Genomic DNA, 15,095 nt, shown 5'->3' with positions numbered 1-15,095 from the left:
CGCCGTTGCCCGGGGTCAGCTGGAAGTTGTAGCCGATCTGGCCACCGCCGGAGAAGCCGTCCTGGCTGCTGTTGCGGAAGGTGGCGACGGTGCCGGGGGCGGCGTAGGGGAAGGGCACGCCGAAGCTGTTGCCGTTGGAGCGGCTGGAGGCGTCGAAGGCGTAGCCGGCGTTGATACCGAAGTAGGCGCCCGACCAGGTGAACACCGGCACGGGGGTGAACACGGGCGGCGGGGCGGCGCGGCGCGGCAGGTCGGCGGCCGAGGCGGCGGCGGTCAGGGCGGTGAAGGCGGCCAGCGAGGCCAGGAGCTTGGTCATCGGGTCAGGTCCAAAGTTTCGTCTGGGGATATGGCTACCGGCTTATGAGCCAAATGGCTGTAGTTTTACGGGCACACCGGCTGGCGACGAAGGGGGCGATCATAGTAAATCTTCTATGAACGCGTACCAGAGTGCCGCAATACATCGCGCTGTACACGAATGAGCGCCACAACATCTCACTTGGGTTTTGGTTGCACTCCGTTAGCCCTTTGCCGCCCGCCTGTGGCCGAGAGGTAACAGGTTGGTCGTCGGCCTGCGCGCGGGTTGGGCGCCCCCCGCTCGTGATCGACCTGCGCCCGAGCTACTGTGCCGGACATGAGTGCATCGACCGCGACGCCGTTCGACCCGAGGCCCACCCGCGCACGACCCGACGACGATCCCTACCTCTGGCTGGAGGAGATCGACGGGGTGGACGCCCTCGCCTGGGTCGGCGCCCGAACCGCCGAGACGCTGGCCCGCTACGGCGATGCCGCTTTCGACCGTGACCGCGACCTCGCGCGGGGCCTGCTCGACCGACCCGACCGCATTCCGTTCGTCAGCCGTCGCGGCGGCTTGCTCTACAACGTCTGGCGGGATGACGAGCATCCCCGCGGTCTGTGGCGGCGGACCGACGAGGCATCCTATCGCGCGGGGAATCCGGCCTGGGAGGTTCTGCTCGACATCGACGCTCTGGCCGCGCGCGAGAACGAGGATTGGGTCTGGTCCGGATCGTCGCCCCTGCGGGGCCGTTACGACCGTGCCCTGCTGCGCCTCAGCCGTGGCGGAGGCGACGCCGTCGTCCTGCGCGAGTTCGATCTGCCGACTCGCGCTTTCGTCGCGGACGGCTTCACCCTGCCCGAGGCCAAGGGGGGTGCGGTCTGGCTCGATCGCGATACGCTGCTGCTATCGAGTGCGCTGGGACCCGGCATGGCCACGCAGTCCGGCTACGCCCGCACCGTGCGCCTTTGGCAGCGCGGCGCCGATCCCCTCCATGCGCCGGTCCTGTTCGAGACCGCGCAGAGCAGTATGAGCGTCTGGGGAGCGGCGGACCATCCGGACGGGCTAGAGCGGCTGACGTTCACCGAGCAGATCGGATTCTTCGACGCGGCCTTGCATATCGGCGACCGCAGCGGTGCGCGCATGCGCCTCGACCTGCCAACGTATGCAGGCGTGCAACTGCACCGCGACCACCTCTCCGTGCGTCTGCGGCGCCCCTGGGTCGTGAATGGCGTCGAGCACGCGGCCGATACCGTGCTGACGATCTCGGCGTCCGGTTTCCTCGCCGGAGAGCGTGCATTCGAGGTCCTGTGGCGGCCCGGTGAAAGGTTGGCGCTCCAGGGGGTATTCTGGTCCGCCGGGCGGCTGATCGTGAATGCGTTGGAGGATCTACGACCGATCTTCACGGTCTTCGAGCCAGGGGCACAGGGATGGACCCGCCGGTCGTTGCCCGGTCTGCCTGATCTGGGCACCGTCAGCGTCTGGCCCCTCGATGATGACGCCGAGACCGCGGATGGCAGCCTGCTCGCCACTGTGGAGGACCCGGTAACTCCCACGACGCTGCTGGCCTTCGCGCCCGCCCTTGATGCACCCGCCGTGTTGCGTCGGACGCCGCCGGCTTTCGATGCATGTGGCCTGCACGTGACGCGCCACGAAGCAGTCTCAGCGGACGGGACGCGTGTGCCTTACATCCAGACCGGACCGGACGGGACGGAGGATGGCAACGCACCGCTCCACCTCACCGCATACGGCGGCTTCCGAGCCTCGATGCTGCCGGTCTATCGAGGCGTGCTGGGCAAGCTGTGGCTGGAGCGGGGCGGGACCACCGTGACCGCCAACATCCGCGGCGGTGGCGAGTTCGGCACCGGCTGGCATGAGGCTGGCAGACGAGAGGGCAAGGCACGCGCGCACGAAGACTTCGCCGCGGTGGCCGCCGATCTCGTGGCGCGCGGTGTGACCCAGCCCGGGCGGATCGCGGCGGAGGGTGGCTCGAACGGCGGGCTGCTGATCGCCAACATGCTGACGCGCTTCCCCGAGCGGTTCGGCGCCTTGTTCTGCACGATCCCGCTGATCGATATGCGCCGCTATGCCAAGCTGCTGGCGGGCGCGAGTTGGGTGGCGGAGTACGGCGATCCGGACGATCCGGCTGACTGGGCCTATCTCGGCGGCATCTCGGCCTATCACGGTGCGGAGGCGGGGCGCCCCTATCCGCCGATCCTGCTGGCCACGAGCCGCCGCGACGACCGCGTGCATCCCGGTCACGCGCGCAAGATGGCGGCGAAGCTGCGCGCATTGGGGTACGCGGCCGCGTTCTACGAGACAGCGGCCGGCGGGCATGGCTACGGAAAAGACAACGCCGAGACCGCGTCGTTCATGGCGTTGGGTCTGAACTTCTTGAGGCAGTCGATCGGCTGGTGTGCGCCCGATGTGCCGAAGGTCTGACTGACATTCGAAGAATGGTCATCCCGGCCGCCTCATCGCCGCCGACCGGGGCCTTCGATCTGCGCGCGGGTGAAGGCGTAAGCCGCGTCCGCGCACCAGACGGTGTGACCGTCTTCGCTGGCGTGGACGTCGTCGCCGATCTCCGCCGCGACCGCGCGCCGTTTTCCGCGTGGGGTCAGGGCGTGCGCGGCCTCCGGACGTCGTGGCGCCCGCGAAAGCACGCGCTCCGGCCCCGTCGGACGAGGAGGTCACGATGCTCCTACACGCCGGATCCCGGACGGCGGATCGCGCGTCGGCGCATCCCGGCGCGGCTGCGGCCCCGCTACGGTCGCAGCCCGGTTGGGCCGGGTTTTCCGCAACCTGCCGCGGTTGGAGGCTCGGCAGTGCGGCCAGCGCAGGGGCCGGGAAGGAACCCGACGCGGAGAGATGCCTGGGTCAGGCCTCTTCGAGGATGGCGACGAGATCGCCGGCACGCAGAGTGTTGCCGGGCTGGGCGCGGACTGCGCGGACGCGCCCGGACGCGGGGGCCTCGACGGTGATCTCCATCTTCATGGCTTCGAGGATCGCGATCGTCTGTCCCGCCTCGATCCGATCGCCTTCGGCGATCAGGACCTTCCAGACGTTGCCGGGCACCGTTGTCGGGACGCCGCGGCAGCCGGCGGGGACCGCGGCGGCCTCGGCCGGGGTCCCCTCGTCCACGACGAAGCTGTCGAGACCCGCCGCCTTCCAGCGCTCGCGCTCGGCCTCGAACGCGACCTGGCGCCGCGTCGCGGCCGCCGCAATCTCCGGCGCGGCGCCGTCCAGCATCGCCTTGTGGTCGCGGAAGGAGAACACACCCTCCTCGATCCGCACCGGATAGGCCCCGTGGGGAAAGGCGGACCGGGCTTCCAGAAGCTCGGATGCGGAGACGGGGAAGAACCGGATCCGGTCGAAGGGCCGCAGCAGCCAGGGATGGCCGGGCTTGAATGCGTCGGTGGTCCGCCACGTGTTCCAGATCTGGATGGTCCGGCCGAAGAGCTGGTAGCCGCCCGGCCCCTCCATCCCGTAGATGCACAGATAGGCTCCGCTGATGCCCACCGCGTTCTCCGGCGTCCAGGTTCGGGCGGGATTGTACTTCGTGGTCACCAGCCGGTGGCGGGGATCGACCGGGGTCGCGACCGGCGCACCGAGATAGACGTCGCCCAGCCCCATCACGAGGTACTGCGCGTCGAAGATGATGCGGCGCACCGCCGCCTCGTCGGGCAGTCCATTGATGCGGCGGATGAACTCGATGTTCGAGGGGCACCAGGGCGCGTTCGGGCGGACGAGGTCCTGATATTTGCGCATGGCCAGTTCGGCCTGCGGGTCGTTCCAGGACAGCGGCAGGTGGACGATGCGGCTGGGCACGCTGACCGCCTCGGCGGGCGGAAGCCCGGCCTCGATCTCCCGCAGCAGGCCGACGAGGCGGGTGCGCGGCAGGGCGGCACCGTCGTAATGGATCTGCAGGGAGCGGATGCCCGGCGTGCAATCGATCAGCCCCGGCAGACGGGCTGCCGCCACGGCCTCCGCCAGAAGATGGACCCGGAGGCGCAGGGCGATGTCGAGGGCCATCGGGCCATTCTCGACGAGGAGGTTGTCGTCGCCCTGGCGGCGGTAGGTTACCGGGACCGGGCCGCTCGCGTCGCGGGCGAGGATCGCCGAGCCGGCGGCCTCCGCCCCGCGGTGGATGGCGGGCGCCGGAAGGGTCTCGGCCAGGGTCGGGCCGCCGACCGGATCCTCCGGCCGCGGGGCCGGGTGGAACCGCACCCGGTCGCCCGGGCGCAACTGGCCGAGCTTCCACACCTCGTCCCGGGCGACGACGGCCGGGCAGACGAAGCCGCCGAGGCTCGGCCCGTCGGGCCCGAGGAGGATCGGCATGTCGCCGGTGAAGTCGATCGCGCCGATCGCGTAGGCGTTGTCGTGGATGTTCGAGGGGTGCAGGCCCGCCTCGCCCCCGTCCCGCCGCGCCCAGCGGGGCGTCGGCCCGATCAGGCGCACGCCGGTGCGGGCGGAATTGAAATGCACTGCGTAGGACGCGCCGAACAGGTCGGCGATGTCCGCGTCCTGGAAGAAGTCCGGCGCCCCATGGGGGCCGTAGACCACGGTGATCTCCCAGTCCGACGTCAGGGGCGCGGGCTCGGGCTGGGACGGCGCGACGGTGGGACCATGGGCGAGGTGAAGCACGTCACCGGCCTTGAGCACGCCGGTGCCGTGGCCACCGAAACCACCCAGCGCGAAGGTCGCCCGGGAGCCCAGGACGACCGGAGCCGCGAAGCCGCCGCGCACGGCGAGATAGGCCCGCTGGCCCGGCCCGACGATCCGGCCGATGGTGAGCGTCTGACCGGCCGCGACCGGAAAGGCCTGTCCGTGCGGCCGTTCCACCCCGTCGAGGCTCAGCGCCATCGCGGCGCCGGCCAGCGCTACGACCGCGTCGGCATGGAAGCGCAGCGTCGGGCCGGAGACGGTGAGTTCGAGGGCGCAGGTCTCCCTGGGATTGCCCACGAGGGCGTTGGCCACGGCGAACGCGCGGGCATCCATCGGGCCACTCGGCGGCACACCGACATGCCAGAGGCCGAGCCGGCCCGGCAGTTCCTGCAAACTCGATTGCGGCCCGGGCGCCAGCACCGCGACGCTCTGCGGGGCATAGGCGAAATCGCGCAGGGCCGTCGTGGAAACCCGGCCGCTCGCAAGGAGTGGCGAGGCCGCGATCGCGCGCAGGTAGTCGAGGTTGGTCTCGATGCCCGAGACGCGGGTTCCGGCGAGGGCCCGGCGCAGGGCGTCGAGGGCCGCCGGCCGGTCGGGACCGGACACGATGATCTTGGCGAGCATCGGGTCGTAGAACGGCGTCACCTCCGTGCCGGTCGCGATCCAGCCATCGCAGCGGGCCTCATCGGGGAAGACGACCTCGGTCAGCAGGCCGGCGCTCGGCGCGAAGTTGGCATGGGGGATCTCGGCATAGAGCCGGGCTTCGATCGCGGCGCCCCTGGGCACCAGCGGTCCGGCCGCGCCGATCGGATCCTCGCCGGCCGCCTGGCGCACCATCCATTCCACGAGGTCGACGCCGAACACGGCCTCGGTCACCGGGTGCTCGACCTGAAGCCGCGTGTTCACTTCGAGGAAGGAGAAGTCCTGCCGCACCGGGTCATAGATGAACTCCACCGTCCCGGCCGAGGCGTAGGCGACGCTTCTCCCCAGGGCGATGGCCGCCGCGTGCAGCCGGGTGCGCATTGCCTCGGGCAGGCCGGGGGCCGGGGTCTCCTCGATCACCTTCTGATTGCGGCGCTGGAGGGAGCAGTCGCGCTCACCCAGGGCGATGACCGTACCGGCGCCGTCGCCGAAGATCTGCACCTCGACGTGCCGGGCCTCGGCCACGAAGCGTTCGAGGTAGACGCGGGCATCGCCGAAGCTCGCCCGCGCCGTGCGCTCCACGGCGGCGAACCGCTCGGCCAGTTCCTCGGGCGCGGCGCAGAGCTGCATCCCGATGCCGCCGCCCCCGGCCGTGCTCTTGAGCATCACCGGGTAGCCGATCCGCTCGGCCTCGCTGAGCGCCGTCCCGACATCGGGCAGCAGGTCGGTGCCGGGCAGGAGCGGCACGCCGCTCGCCATCGCGAGGTCCCGGGCTTTGTGCTTCAGGCCGAAGGCCCGCAGGTGCTCGGGCCGCGGGCCGATGAAGGCGATGCCCTCCGCGGCGAGGCGCTCGGCAAAGGCCACGTTCTCCGAGAGGAAGCCGTAGCCCGGATGCACGGCTTCGGCCCCGGTCGCCTTGCAGGCCGCGACGACCGCCTCGACGTCCAGGTAGCTCTCGGCGGCGGGGGCCGGGCCGAGGCGGACGGCCTCGTCGGCTTCGCGTACGCCGGGGGTGAAGCGGTCGACGTCGGAATAGACCGCCACCGACGCGATCCCCATGCGCCGGAGCGTCCGCACCACGCGCCGGGCGATCTCGCCGCGGTTGGCGACCAGGACCTTTCGGAACATCGCTCAGATCCCGTCCCGGATGGTCACGCGGATCGGCGTCGGGTTGAAGCCGTTGCAGGGGTTGTTGATCTGCGGGCAGTTCGAGATCACGCAGATCACGTCCATCTCGGCCGTCAGCTCGACGGCGTCGCCGGGCTTCGAGACGCCGTCGACGATCGCGAGCTTGCCGTCCTGCTCGATCGGCACGTTCATGAAGAAGTTGATGTTCGGCACGATGTCGCGCTTCGACAGGCCGTATTTTGCGATTTCGAGGGCGAAGTTCTCCCGGCAGGCATGCAGATACTTGGTGGCGTGGCCGAAGCGGACGGTGTTGCTCTCGCAGGAGCAGGCCCCGGCCGAGGTGTCGTGGCGCCCGCAGGAATCGGCGGTGACGGTGAGCATGACCCGGCCCTCGTTCGATAGGACCTTCGTGCCGGTCGTGATGTAGGCGGCGCCCTGCGCGCGCGCCGTGTCCTGCGCGGAGTAGCGCTCGCTCAGGTCATCGGCCCGGTAGAACAGGGTATCGACCGCTTGGCAGCCCTTCAGATCCTCGATGCGGATGGTCTGACCCTTCCGCACCAGGGCCGAGAACGGCGCCGCCGCGGGCACCACCTGATCGAGGACGGGCGTGTCGTGCGTGTCGGTCATGGTGCGGCTCCCCTCAGAATCCGGCGGCGGCGTTATTCTCGAAGCCGCGTACGGCCTCGATCGTCGCGGTGCGGCAGAGGTCGTCCGCCGCCGGGACAGGCGCCTGGAAGCGGGTGATCGCCACCGGGTTCGGGCCGTAGGCGGGCGCCGGATCGAGGGGGTGGGGCAGTTCGAAAGGGCGACGATCAGATCCATCTCGGCGCGCAGGTCCACGAAGTCCCCCGCCGCGCGGCCGGCCTCGTTCCAGCCGAGCCGCCCCCCGGCGCCGACCACCACGGGGGCGAAGAGGGTGAGGCAGGCGGGGATGTCGCGCTTGTCGAGGCCGCGTTTCAGGGCGGCCAGGACAACGTTGTCCCGTGTGTTGCGGTAGGGGCCGCCGACGTAGCGCGCGGCGTTCGAGGCCGCGGTCGATCCCCCGGCCAGCACATCGTGCGCTCCGCAGGAATCCTCGATCAGTGAGAGCATCACGCGGCCCATGTCGGAGAACAGGACGCGGCCCTTCGCCAGGGCGGCCGTCCACTGCACCTTGATCGTATCGGCGCAGTTGAGCCGTTCGCTCGCGTCGGCCTCGGCCCAGGCGACGAGGGCGACGCTCGACGGCCCGTGGTCGAGGGCGATGCGCAGCGCCTCGCCCGCCTTCAGCGTGGTGGTCCAGTACCAGCCCCCGGGGATCGTCTCTCGGTGCAGCACGGCCTCGGGCGGGATCGGCGCCCCGTCCCGGGGGCTCGGCCCCGGCAGGGCGCGGGGCGCGTGGCCCTGGCCCGCCCGCTTCAGTTCCTCGTACCGTCTGCGGTTCTCTGTGATGCGGCTCGCGTCGTCCGACATGCTCACGCTCCGTTGCGTCTGCGCCGGGTCGTCCCGGCCGATGAGCCCTGTCGTGGCCGGGTCGTCCCGGCCCGGGGTCGTTGGTCAGAAGAGGTGGCTGTAGCGCGCGATCTCCCACGGGCTGACCGTGAGATGGTAGGCGGTCCACTCCTCCCGCTTGGCGTGGATGAATGCGTCCCGCAGGCCGGCGCCGAGGGTCGCCTCCATCAGGGAATCGGCGGCGAAGGCCTCGACCGCCTCGGCGAGGGTCTGCGGCAGGAAGGCGATGCCCCGGTCCCGGCGTTGCGCCTCGGTGAGTTCGTAGAGGTTGTCCTCGTTGGGCGCGCCCGGATCGATCCGCTCGCGTACCCCTTCAAGCCCGGCCGCCAGCACCAGGGCGGCGGCGAGGATGATCTGGACCGAGTGCCACAGGCTCGCGGGCAGCCAGATCGCGTCCCGCTGGGGCGGCGGCGCGGTCAGCGAGCGCCAGAAGGCGGCGGCGACCTCGTGCGGGGCCGGCAGGTAGACCGGGTTCGCCGGTTTGCCCTGGGGCGCCGCGCCGCCCCGGCTGGCCTCGATCGTCTGGGCGAAGGCCGCCTTCGGCACCCGCATCCCGGGCTCCATCCAGGCGACGTCGCCGGGATCGGTGACCTCCACCAGGGGATGCCAAAGGAACGGCACGTAGGAGAAGGCCGCCCACAACCCCAGAGGGATGAGGAACGAGAGCACGGTGAGTGCCATCCGCCGGCGCCGGCTCTGGGGCCGGGACGGCCCGATCCAGGACCGGCTCACCCGCGGGGCCGCGACAGGCGTGCCCGAGGAGGCTCCCTTCGGCGGGACGGCCAGCGCGGGAGCGTCCGGCCCGGGGCGGGCCGAGGAGGCGCGCACCGGCTCCATCTCACTTCCCGTCGGTGAGGGCGGGGTCGATGGAGGCCTTCACGTCCTGCGGCGCCTTGTAGACCTCGAACTTGACGTTGAAGGCGTCCGCCTGGCGGCTCGAACCGTAGAGCGAGCCGAACCCCTCCGCGTCCTTCATCACCGCGCGGCCCTCGGCGAGGGTGAGGAGCTTCGTGCCCTTGAGGAAGCGCGTGAACACCGCAGGCGCGACCCCCACCTTGGACGCCATGATGGCCACGGCATCCGGCTGGGTCTTCGGGTCTTCGATGTACGCGACGACCTTGTCCCAGAGCCCGACGAGCTTGATCCAGTCCGCCCGCCGCGCCGCGAGGCTCGACGGCGTGACGGTGACGACGTCGTAGATGAGGCCCGGCTGGTCGGCCGAGGTGTAGAGCGGGCGAGCCCCGGGGGCGGCGCGCATCGCCTCACCGGCGATGGGCTGCCACGCACCGATCGCCGCCACGTCTCCCGACGCGAGGATCTGGGGCGTCTCGTTGGTCTTGGCGTTGACCAGGGTGACGTCCGCCTCGCTCATCCCGGCCTTCCGCAGGCCGTCGATGAGGAGCAGGTGTTCCACGAGGCCGACCTCCAGGCCGACCTTCTTGCCCTTCAGGGCGGTGAGCGCGGTCACACCCGGCTTGCCGACGATCATGTCATTGCCGTTCGAGTAATCGGTCAGCATGATCATGACGTTCTTCGCGCCGTTGCCCCCCATCACCAGGGCGTCGCCGTTGGTGCAGGTCACCGCGTCGAGCTTGCCGGCCGAGAACGCGTCCATCGAGGCCGAATAGTCGAACCACTCGAAGCGTGCGTCGATGCCGGCCTGCTTGAGCCAGCCCTTCTCGATCGCCACCTGCCACGCCACCCAGCCCGGCCAGTCGCTGTAGCCGATACGCAGTGGCTCGGCGGCCTGCGCGACTCGGGCAACCAGCAACGCCGCGGCAACCCCGAGAACCGACAGAGCCTTGCCGCTCGATCTGAACAGATCCCAAATGCGCACGACTTTCACCTCGCTTTGCAGGATGCAACCGATTGCGCACGGCGGAGCGCCATGCGGATCCTGACCCGGGCAAGGACAGGCTGCGAAGATTGCTCGAGAGGACAGTCAGAAAACGATCAGCCTGCCGATACGCAAGTGTTGACCGTGATAGACGCGGTGAACCGCGCGCCCTTCATCCACAGTGCAGGTTGGTGAGAGCTTGTATCGCACATCGCAACACCTCTTCCGAAGAAGGGATTGCACGAGACCATCTCCTGCCATCCCTGGCCAGTGAGGTCTCCCGGGCTTTTATCCCGCCGTGCATCCGGGCGGATGTCTCCCGCCGCGGCGGCCGCTCTCGGACCGAACACACCCTTGAGGATGCTGGAACCCTAGCGGCCAACTCGGCCCTATGGATACCAACCGTAGGATAAACCGATCAAGGCGCTCAAGCGCGAGCGCTGCACGGATTTGCAGCGAATATCGGTGAAGTGTTGGGCGTTGCGCCTCATTCACGGACATGGCTCAGGCAAGCATAGGCGTATCACCCCCGAACCGCCTATCGCGTGTCATCGGTCCACGTCCGCGCTAGCGCCATAGAGTACCGACATTTTCAAGCCGCATGATCACAAATATACGGTTGTATGATTATCGTTATCGACGATAAGCAACAATAGTGGCGTGTTATAAAGGATATAAGCACCTACTTTAGTCTAACTTTGCTTGCGTAGCCAGATATCCACGTGGCCAAGATGCAACAATAACTCTGCTCCATGCGATCCGCGCATAAATGTGCCTTCGCATTAGGCCGCTGCACGCTTTTTCCTTTTGCCGCACCGCACGACTTGGGTCATCTACCGGGCAACCAAACAACGGGGGTGGGTCCGAAATGATTCTCGAGACGACGCTGCGCGTGACGACGTCGGCGATGGCATTGCTTCTTTCCAGTGCCGCTTTCTCCGCCGACCTCGCCGCTCCGCCGGCTTCAACGCCGGCCGCCGATCCCGGTCCGTGCAAGGCGACGATCGCGAATCCGGCCTTCGGACCGACGATCAAGGCCAATCCGAACCCCGCCTGCTTCACATCGCCGAGCGGCGACCTGTATGTCGGCGGCGTCGCGTCGGGCTATTTCTACCATACGGCCCCGGCCTTCGATCCCGCATCGCCGGTCGGGGGAGTGCCCCTCAATACCGGCCGCGACGAGCAGAACCGGATCGACTTCACCAACCTCATGGCGACATTGCAGAAGGCCGACGGACCGTTCCAGTTCTACGTCCAGGCGGGCCTCTACTCGTTCCCGACCCTCGGGGTGCCGGTCTACTCCTCATTCGACCAGAACACGCTGTACTTCGGTCCCGTTCCGATCATCTACGGCAAGTACGTCTTCAATGACGAATGGTCTCTGGAAGGTGGGCGGATGCCGACCAACATCGGCACGGAGCTTCTGTTCACCTATCAGAACATCAACATCACCCGCGGCCTGCTGGTTGGTCAGGAGAATTTCTTCAACCAGGGCGTCCAGGTGAACTACGCCAGCGGTCCCTGGAGCGCTTCGGTCGCCGTGGTGGACGGGTTCTTCTCCGGCGAACTCAACTGGGTCACCGGCGCCGTCACCTACAAGATCGATGACAACAATCTTGTCGGCATCAACGGCGGCACCCATTTCGCGTCGTTCAACAGCCTCGATCGCGGCTCGAAGTTCCAATATGCGACGCCTCTGACGTTGCAGAACAGCAGCATCTTGGTCGCCAACTATACCTATACGAACGGTCCGTGGACGGCGACGCCCTACTTCCAGTACACGAGCGTCGACCGTGACCAGCGGCTCGGTCTCGCGGGCGCGGAGACTTATGGCGGGGCCCTCCTCGTGGCCTACAACATCACCGACAATTTCTCGCTCGGCGGCCGCATCGAGTACATTGCGCAGAGCGGAAGCCGCTTCAATCCCGGCGGTGCGACGAGCCTGCTCTTCGGCGCGGGCAGCTCCGCCGCCTCCTACACCATCACGCCGACCTTCAATTTCGACCGCTTCTTCGTGCGCGGCGAGTACTCCCATGTGGATCTTTACGGAATCCAGTTGGGCAGCCTGGCTGACGGGACTCTGGGAACCGGGTTCGGGCGCACCGGCAACGTGAAGAGCCAGGACCGCTACATGGTGGAGACCGGGTTCACGTTCTGATCCGGCCATTCCTGACCATGGCCGCTTCGGATGCGTCCTGAGCGGTCCATCAGGGACTGGGCGGGGCGGGTTTCGCCGACAAGCTCGGAGGCAGCGCTTTCCGCGTCCTCCGAGCCAGCGGTCGGGAGAACGTTCATCGCTCGCCGACCAGTCGATCCCGCCTCCACAGGGTCTTCAGGGTGCTCGCCTCGGAGGCTCCTCGCCGGCCGATCCCCATCGCGAGACGTGTTCAGCCCGGTCCCGAGTTTCGCAGCACAAGTGGTTCACAGCGGCCGATCGAGATCAGCCGGACGGCGGTGATCCGGGCCGTCCCCTCCGGCGCTAAGTGCGCGGCGGGGCAGCGTCCTCCCATTCACGATCCCGTTCCGCCAGAAGGGCGGCATGACCGGCGGCAGCGGCCTCGGTTTCCACCGCCGCGTCCGTAGCCACCGCCTCGCATGGAGGATCTGTCGTCCTGTCTTCAGCCAGGAAGCGGGCGAGCGTCGTGATGATGCGGTCGACATCGCCGGATATCAGACCGCCTGTACCGAGGAGTTCGAGGCGTGAACGGGCGGCGAGATCCGCGCAGGAGCCTCCGGCGATGCCAAGCGCTGCGATTGTGTCGGCATGAACCGGCAGATGTTCGACCGACCTATCCCGCAGCCGTGCGAGTCTCCGGTCTCTGGTAGCCCCGACTGCGTGCTCGTCGCGTGCGCCCGGCAGCCTGCGCGCGATCTCGTTGAGGATGAACGTCTGAATGTGCTCGACCCGGACGGGTCCGAACTTTCTGACCCTGGCGATCGCCTCCGGTGACGTCTGGGCCAGATGACCGAGGTCGCGGTACCCGGCCTTGCGAAGACGGGCTCGCAGGGAGGCGGTCAGGAAACCGCGGCCGAATCCTAACGCCGCCAGATGCTGAATCGCGCCGGAAGGAAGACCCTCGAACAGAGGCAGCCGGGCGCTGACCTCATCAAAAAGGCTATCGGACTTGAAACCGCGCCCGATTGTGACGCGATCGGGCGCGGCTCGAAGCCTTTGTTTCAACGCGCGCTCCTGCCCCGAACCGGTGTCCCTTTCGGCGGAGAGCGCTCCGGGCGTGAGAAGCGATCGATCAGGCATTACCGCCGCCGATAGGGCGATTTCCAGAGGTCTGCAACGGGAGGTCGTCGAAGGCTTTCGGAGGTCTGTCCGACCGCCTTCCGATACACTTCGAAGAAGCATGATTGGCGGTAGGCCGTCGGTCCGTTTCCGAGCAGGCCCGCCGGGAGACAAAGCGTCTGTGGCCTTGCACGCTTCTCCTCGCCAGCGAAGACCCTGGCGGAACCTGACGCGGTGACCGAACTTGGCGTCCTGGTGCCGCGAAGGACCGGGACCCACCGGCCGGAAGGGGGCGAAACTGCCATGGAAGTCATCCATGACGATCCTCCGATGCCGGAGGAGATCGCGAAGGGGTTCTACCCGGCGTTCGAGGAGCGCTGGCGCAAGGCGGAACTCGCGGGCCGACTCGCCATGCTGGGCTTCGTACTGGTCTGCGCCTTCGGGCTGTTGGGGCACGGGCCATTCAGCGAGCGGAACGTGACCAACAAGGACGGATCGATCAGCATCCGCTACGAGCCGGTCGTGCGCTTCGGCTCCCCCACGATCATCCGATTCGATACCCGGGTGCCCCCGGGCGGTGACAAGGTGGCGGTGACCATCGCCAAGGACCTCGTCGACCAGTTCGGCCTGGAGACCATCACCCCCCGGCCGGCGACCTGGGAGGTCGCGGGCGGGGGCATCCGCCTCGTCTTCCCGGTTCAGGCCGGTGAGAGCCACGCCCTGATCCGCTTCACCGGGTCGCCGGCCTTCCGCGGTGGGGTCGACCTCACCGCGCGGCTCGACGCCGGCGAGACGCTCTCCTGGTCGCAATACGCGGTGCCTTGACTATGAATACCGTACTCAAGGCCGCCGCCGCCTACCTCATCGTCCTGTTCGTGATCCGGCTGATCGGCCGGCGAACCGCCAGCCAGCAGGCGCCCATCGACATGGTGGTGCTGTTTCTGTTCGGCGGCCTGAGCGTCAGCGCCATCCTGGGCGGCGACCACTCGTTCACCGGCGCGATGAGCGCGCTGTTCACCGTCGGGCTGATGCACGTCTCGGTGTCGTGGTTGAAGCTGCGCTTTGTCTGGTTCGAGCGCATCGTCGATGGCACGCCGATCGTGGTCTACCGTGCTGGCGACTGGGACGAGACCAACATGCGGCGCCTGCGCATGCAGCAAGCCGACGTCCGGACGGCGGCACGCCAGCAGGGCCTGGACGACCTCGATAAGGTCGCCGTCGCGATCGTCGAGCGGGACGGTAAAGTGTCCATCGTCGAGAAAAGCTGATCGCTTCGAAGCAGGCGTGCCAGACCAGCGGAACGGCATGACCCCCAGCCAACACCGACCCGGGGGCGGCATCCACGCTTCCCTGATCGGATGCTTCCTCTGAACCTGACCGGGGTCGGAGGGGATGCGTCGCGACGCTCATGAGGATGCCGATCGACACTGGACAGACCGTGTCGCGCCCTGAGCGGCTTTTCGTCCGGAGTATCCACAAGTCATCGGACCCAGGCCGTTTGGAACCGCCGACCTGTGGTTAATTTAACCTGGGTGAGACGTGCGAAGGGTTGTTCGAATGAGCTTTACGATCGTGACGGGCAGAGACGACCTCGAACTCGAGGAGGCTGTCCGGCGCGGTGTCGCTGACGGACTAGCCCGGTTGCTGCGCGTCCCCGAACACCCCGACAGCGTTCAGGCGATGCTCCCAAGCGACGCCGGCACCGAGAGAGGCAGCCTCACGCCTCCTGTTCGAGCTTCGGCGGGCTCGGATGAGAACGCCTGATGCGTTGTCGCGCCCGTTCCAAGGCCTGGCCATCCAGAAGC

At 68.3% G+C, this 15,095-nt stretch carries 10 protein-coding genes, 2 pseudogenes and 1 riboswitch; of the genes and pseudogenes, 5 read left to right on the top strand and 7 right to left on the bottom strand.

The window, feature by feature from the left end; genetic code table 11:
* Positions 1-316: pseudogene (locus BLQ49_RS27645) on the bottom strand (porin family protein); the annotation flags it as partial.
* Positions 317-631: 315 nt separating this feature from the next.
* On the opposite strand from BLQ49_RS27645, the gene BLQ49_RS27640 reads away from it, so the two are divergent.
* Positions 632-2,734 (top strand): prolyl oligopeptidase family serine peptidase, encoded by a 2,103-nt coding sequence (locus tag BLQ49_RS27640; protein ID WP_091722570.1) that lies wholly within the window; start codon positions 632-634, stop codon positions 2,732-2,734.
* Between the two features lie 435 nt (positions 2,735-3,169).
* Here the strand turns inward: BLQ49_RS27640 and uca are convergent, their stop codons facing one another.
* From uca to BLQ49_RS27610, 5 genes and pseudogenes are all read right to left on the bottom strand, one after another.
* Entirely contained in the window at positions 3,170-6,727 is a 3,558-nt protein-coding gene (gene uca / locus BLQ49_RS27635) for an urea carboxylase (RefSeq protein WP_091722567.1), read from the bottom strand.
* Positions 6,728-6,730: 3 nt separating this feature from the next.
* On the bottom strand, positions 6,731-7,354 hold the full coding sequence (locus BLQ49_RS27630; protein WP_091722565.1) for an urea amidolyase associated protein UAAP2: 624 nt from the start codon (positions 7,352-7,354) through the stop codon (positions 6,731-6,733).
* A gap of 13 nt (positions 7,355-7,367) precedes the next feature.
* Positions 7,368-8,179, bottom strand: a pseudogene (locus BLQ49_RS27625) (urea amidolyase associated protein UAAP1).
* 84 nt (positions 8,180-8,263) lie between these two features.
* Positions 8,264-9,055, bottom strand: a complete 792-nt coding sequence (locus BLQ49_RS30485) for a glutamine synthetase (protein ID WP_244507787.1) — start codon at positions 9,053-9,055, stop codon at positions 8,264-8,266.
* 1 nt (position 9,056) lies between these two features.
* Positions 9,057-10,055 (bottom strand): ABC transporter substrate-binding protein, encoded by a 999-nt coding sequence (locus tag BLQ49_RS27610; protein WP_244507786.1) that lies wholly within the window; start codon positions 10,053-10,055, stop codon positions 9,057-9,059.
* Positions 10,056-10,330: 275 nt separating this feature from the next.
* Positions 10,331-10,441, bottom strand: a riboswitch (guanidine-I (ykkC/yxkD leader).
* Between the two features lie 482 nt (positions 10,442-10,923).
* Here BLQ49_RS27610 and BLQ49_RS27605 point away from each other — a divergent pair.
* On the top strand, positions 10,924-12,213 hold the full coding sequence (locus BLQ49_RS27605; protein WP_091722559.1) for an outer membrane beta-barrel protein: 1,290 nt from the start codon (positions 10,924-10,926) through the stop codon (positions 12,211-12,213).
* A 321-nt stretch (positions 12,214-12,534) separates the two neighbouring features.
* Here the strand turns inward: BLQ49_RS27605 and BLQ49_RS27600 are convergent, their stop codons facing one another.
* A complete protein-coding gene (locus BLQ49_RS27600; RefSeq protein ID WP_244507785.1) occupies positions 12,535-13,236 on the bottom strand; it encodes a hypothetical protein in 702 nt (233 codons plus the stop codon).
* A 357-nt stretch (positions 13,237-13,593) separates the two neighbouring features.
* Here BLQ49_RS27600 and BLQ49_RS27595 point away from each other — a divergent pair, with 357 nt between their 5' ends.
* From BLQ49_RS27595 to BLQ49_RS27585, 3 genes are all read left to right on the top strand, one after another.
* Positions 13,594-14,115 carry a hypothetical protein gene (locus BLQ49_RS27595; RefSeq protein WP_091722556.1) on the top strand — a complete coding sequence of 174 codons (522 nt, stop codon included), beginning with the start codon at positions 13,594-13,596 and terminating at the stop codon, positions 14,113-14,115.
* Positions 14,116-14,117: 2 nt separating this feature from the next.
* Positions 14,118-14,558: a DUF421 domain-containing protein gene (locus tag BLQ49_RS27590; protein ID WP_091722553.1), complete on the top strand. Its 441-nt coding sequence runs from the start codon at positions 14,118-14,120 to the stop codon at positions 14,556-14,558.
* 289 nt (positions 14,559-14,847) lie between these two features.
* Positions 14,848-15,054 (top strand): hypothetical protein, encoded by a 207-nt coding sequence (locus BLQ49_RS27585; protein ID WP_091722550.1) that lies wholly within the window; start codon positions 14,848-14,850, stop codon positions 15,052-15,054.
* The last annotated feature ends 41 nt before the right edge of the window (positions 15,055-15,095 follow it).

Source organism: Methylobacterium phyllostachyos (assembly GCF_900103445.1).
Classification (GTDB): Bacteria; Pseudomonadota; Alphaproteobacteria; order Rhizobiales; family Beijerinckiaceae; genus Methylobacterium; species Methylobacterium phyllostachyos.
Note: the sequence above shows the minus strand (reverse complement) of the source record. Positions and strands in the feature narration are given on the sequence as shown.

Excerpts from the sequence above, each read along its gene's own strand:
- BLQ49_RS27605 (WP_091722559.1), top strand. The coding sequence starts at position 10,924 with ATGATTCTCGAGACGACGCTGCGCGTGACGACGTCGGCGATGGCATTG.
- BLQ49_RS27595 (WP_091722556.1), top strand. The coding sequence starts at position 13,594 with ATGGAAGTCATCCATGACGATCCTCCGATGCCGGAGGAGATCGCGAAG.
- BLQ49_RS27585 (WP_091722550.1), top strand. The coding sequence starts at position 14,848 with ATGAGCTTTACGATCGTGACGGGCAGAGACGACCTCGAACTCGAGGAG.
- BLQ49_RS27590 (WP_091722553.1), top strand. The coding sequence starts at position 14,118 with ATGAATACCGTACTCAAGGCCGCCGCCGCCTACCTCATCGTCCTGTTC.
- BLQ49_RS27630 (WP_091722565.1), bottom strand. The coding sequence starts at position 7,354 with ATGACCGACACGCACGACACGCCCGTCCTCGATCAGGTGGTGCCCGCG.
- BLQ49_RS30485 (WP_244507787.1), bottom strand. The coding sequence starts at position 9,055 with ATGGAGCCGGTGCGCGCCTCCTCGGCCCGCCCCGGGCCGGACGCTCCC.
- uca (WP_091722567.1), bottom strand. The coding sequence starts at position 6,727 with ATGTTCCGAAAGGTCCTGGTCGCCAACCGCGGCGAGATCGCCCGGCGC.
- BLQ49_RS27640 (WP_091722570.1), top strand. The coding sequence starts at position 632 with ATGAGTGCATCGACCGCGACGCCGTTCGACCCGAGGCCCACCCGCGCA.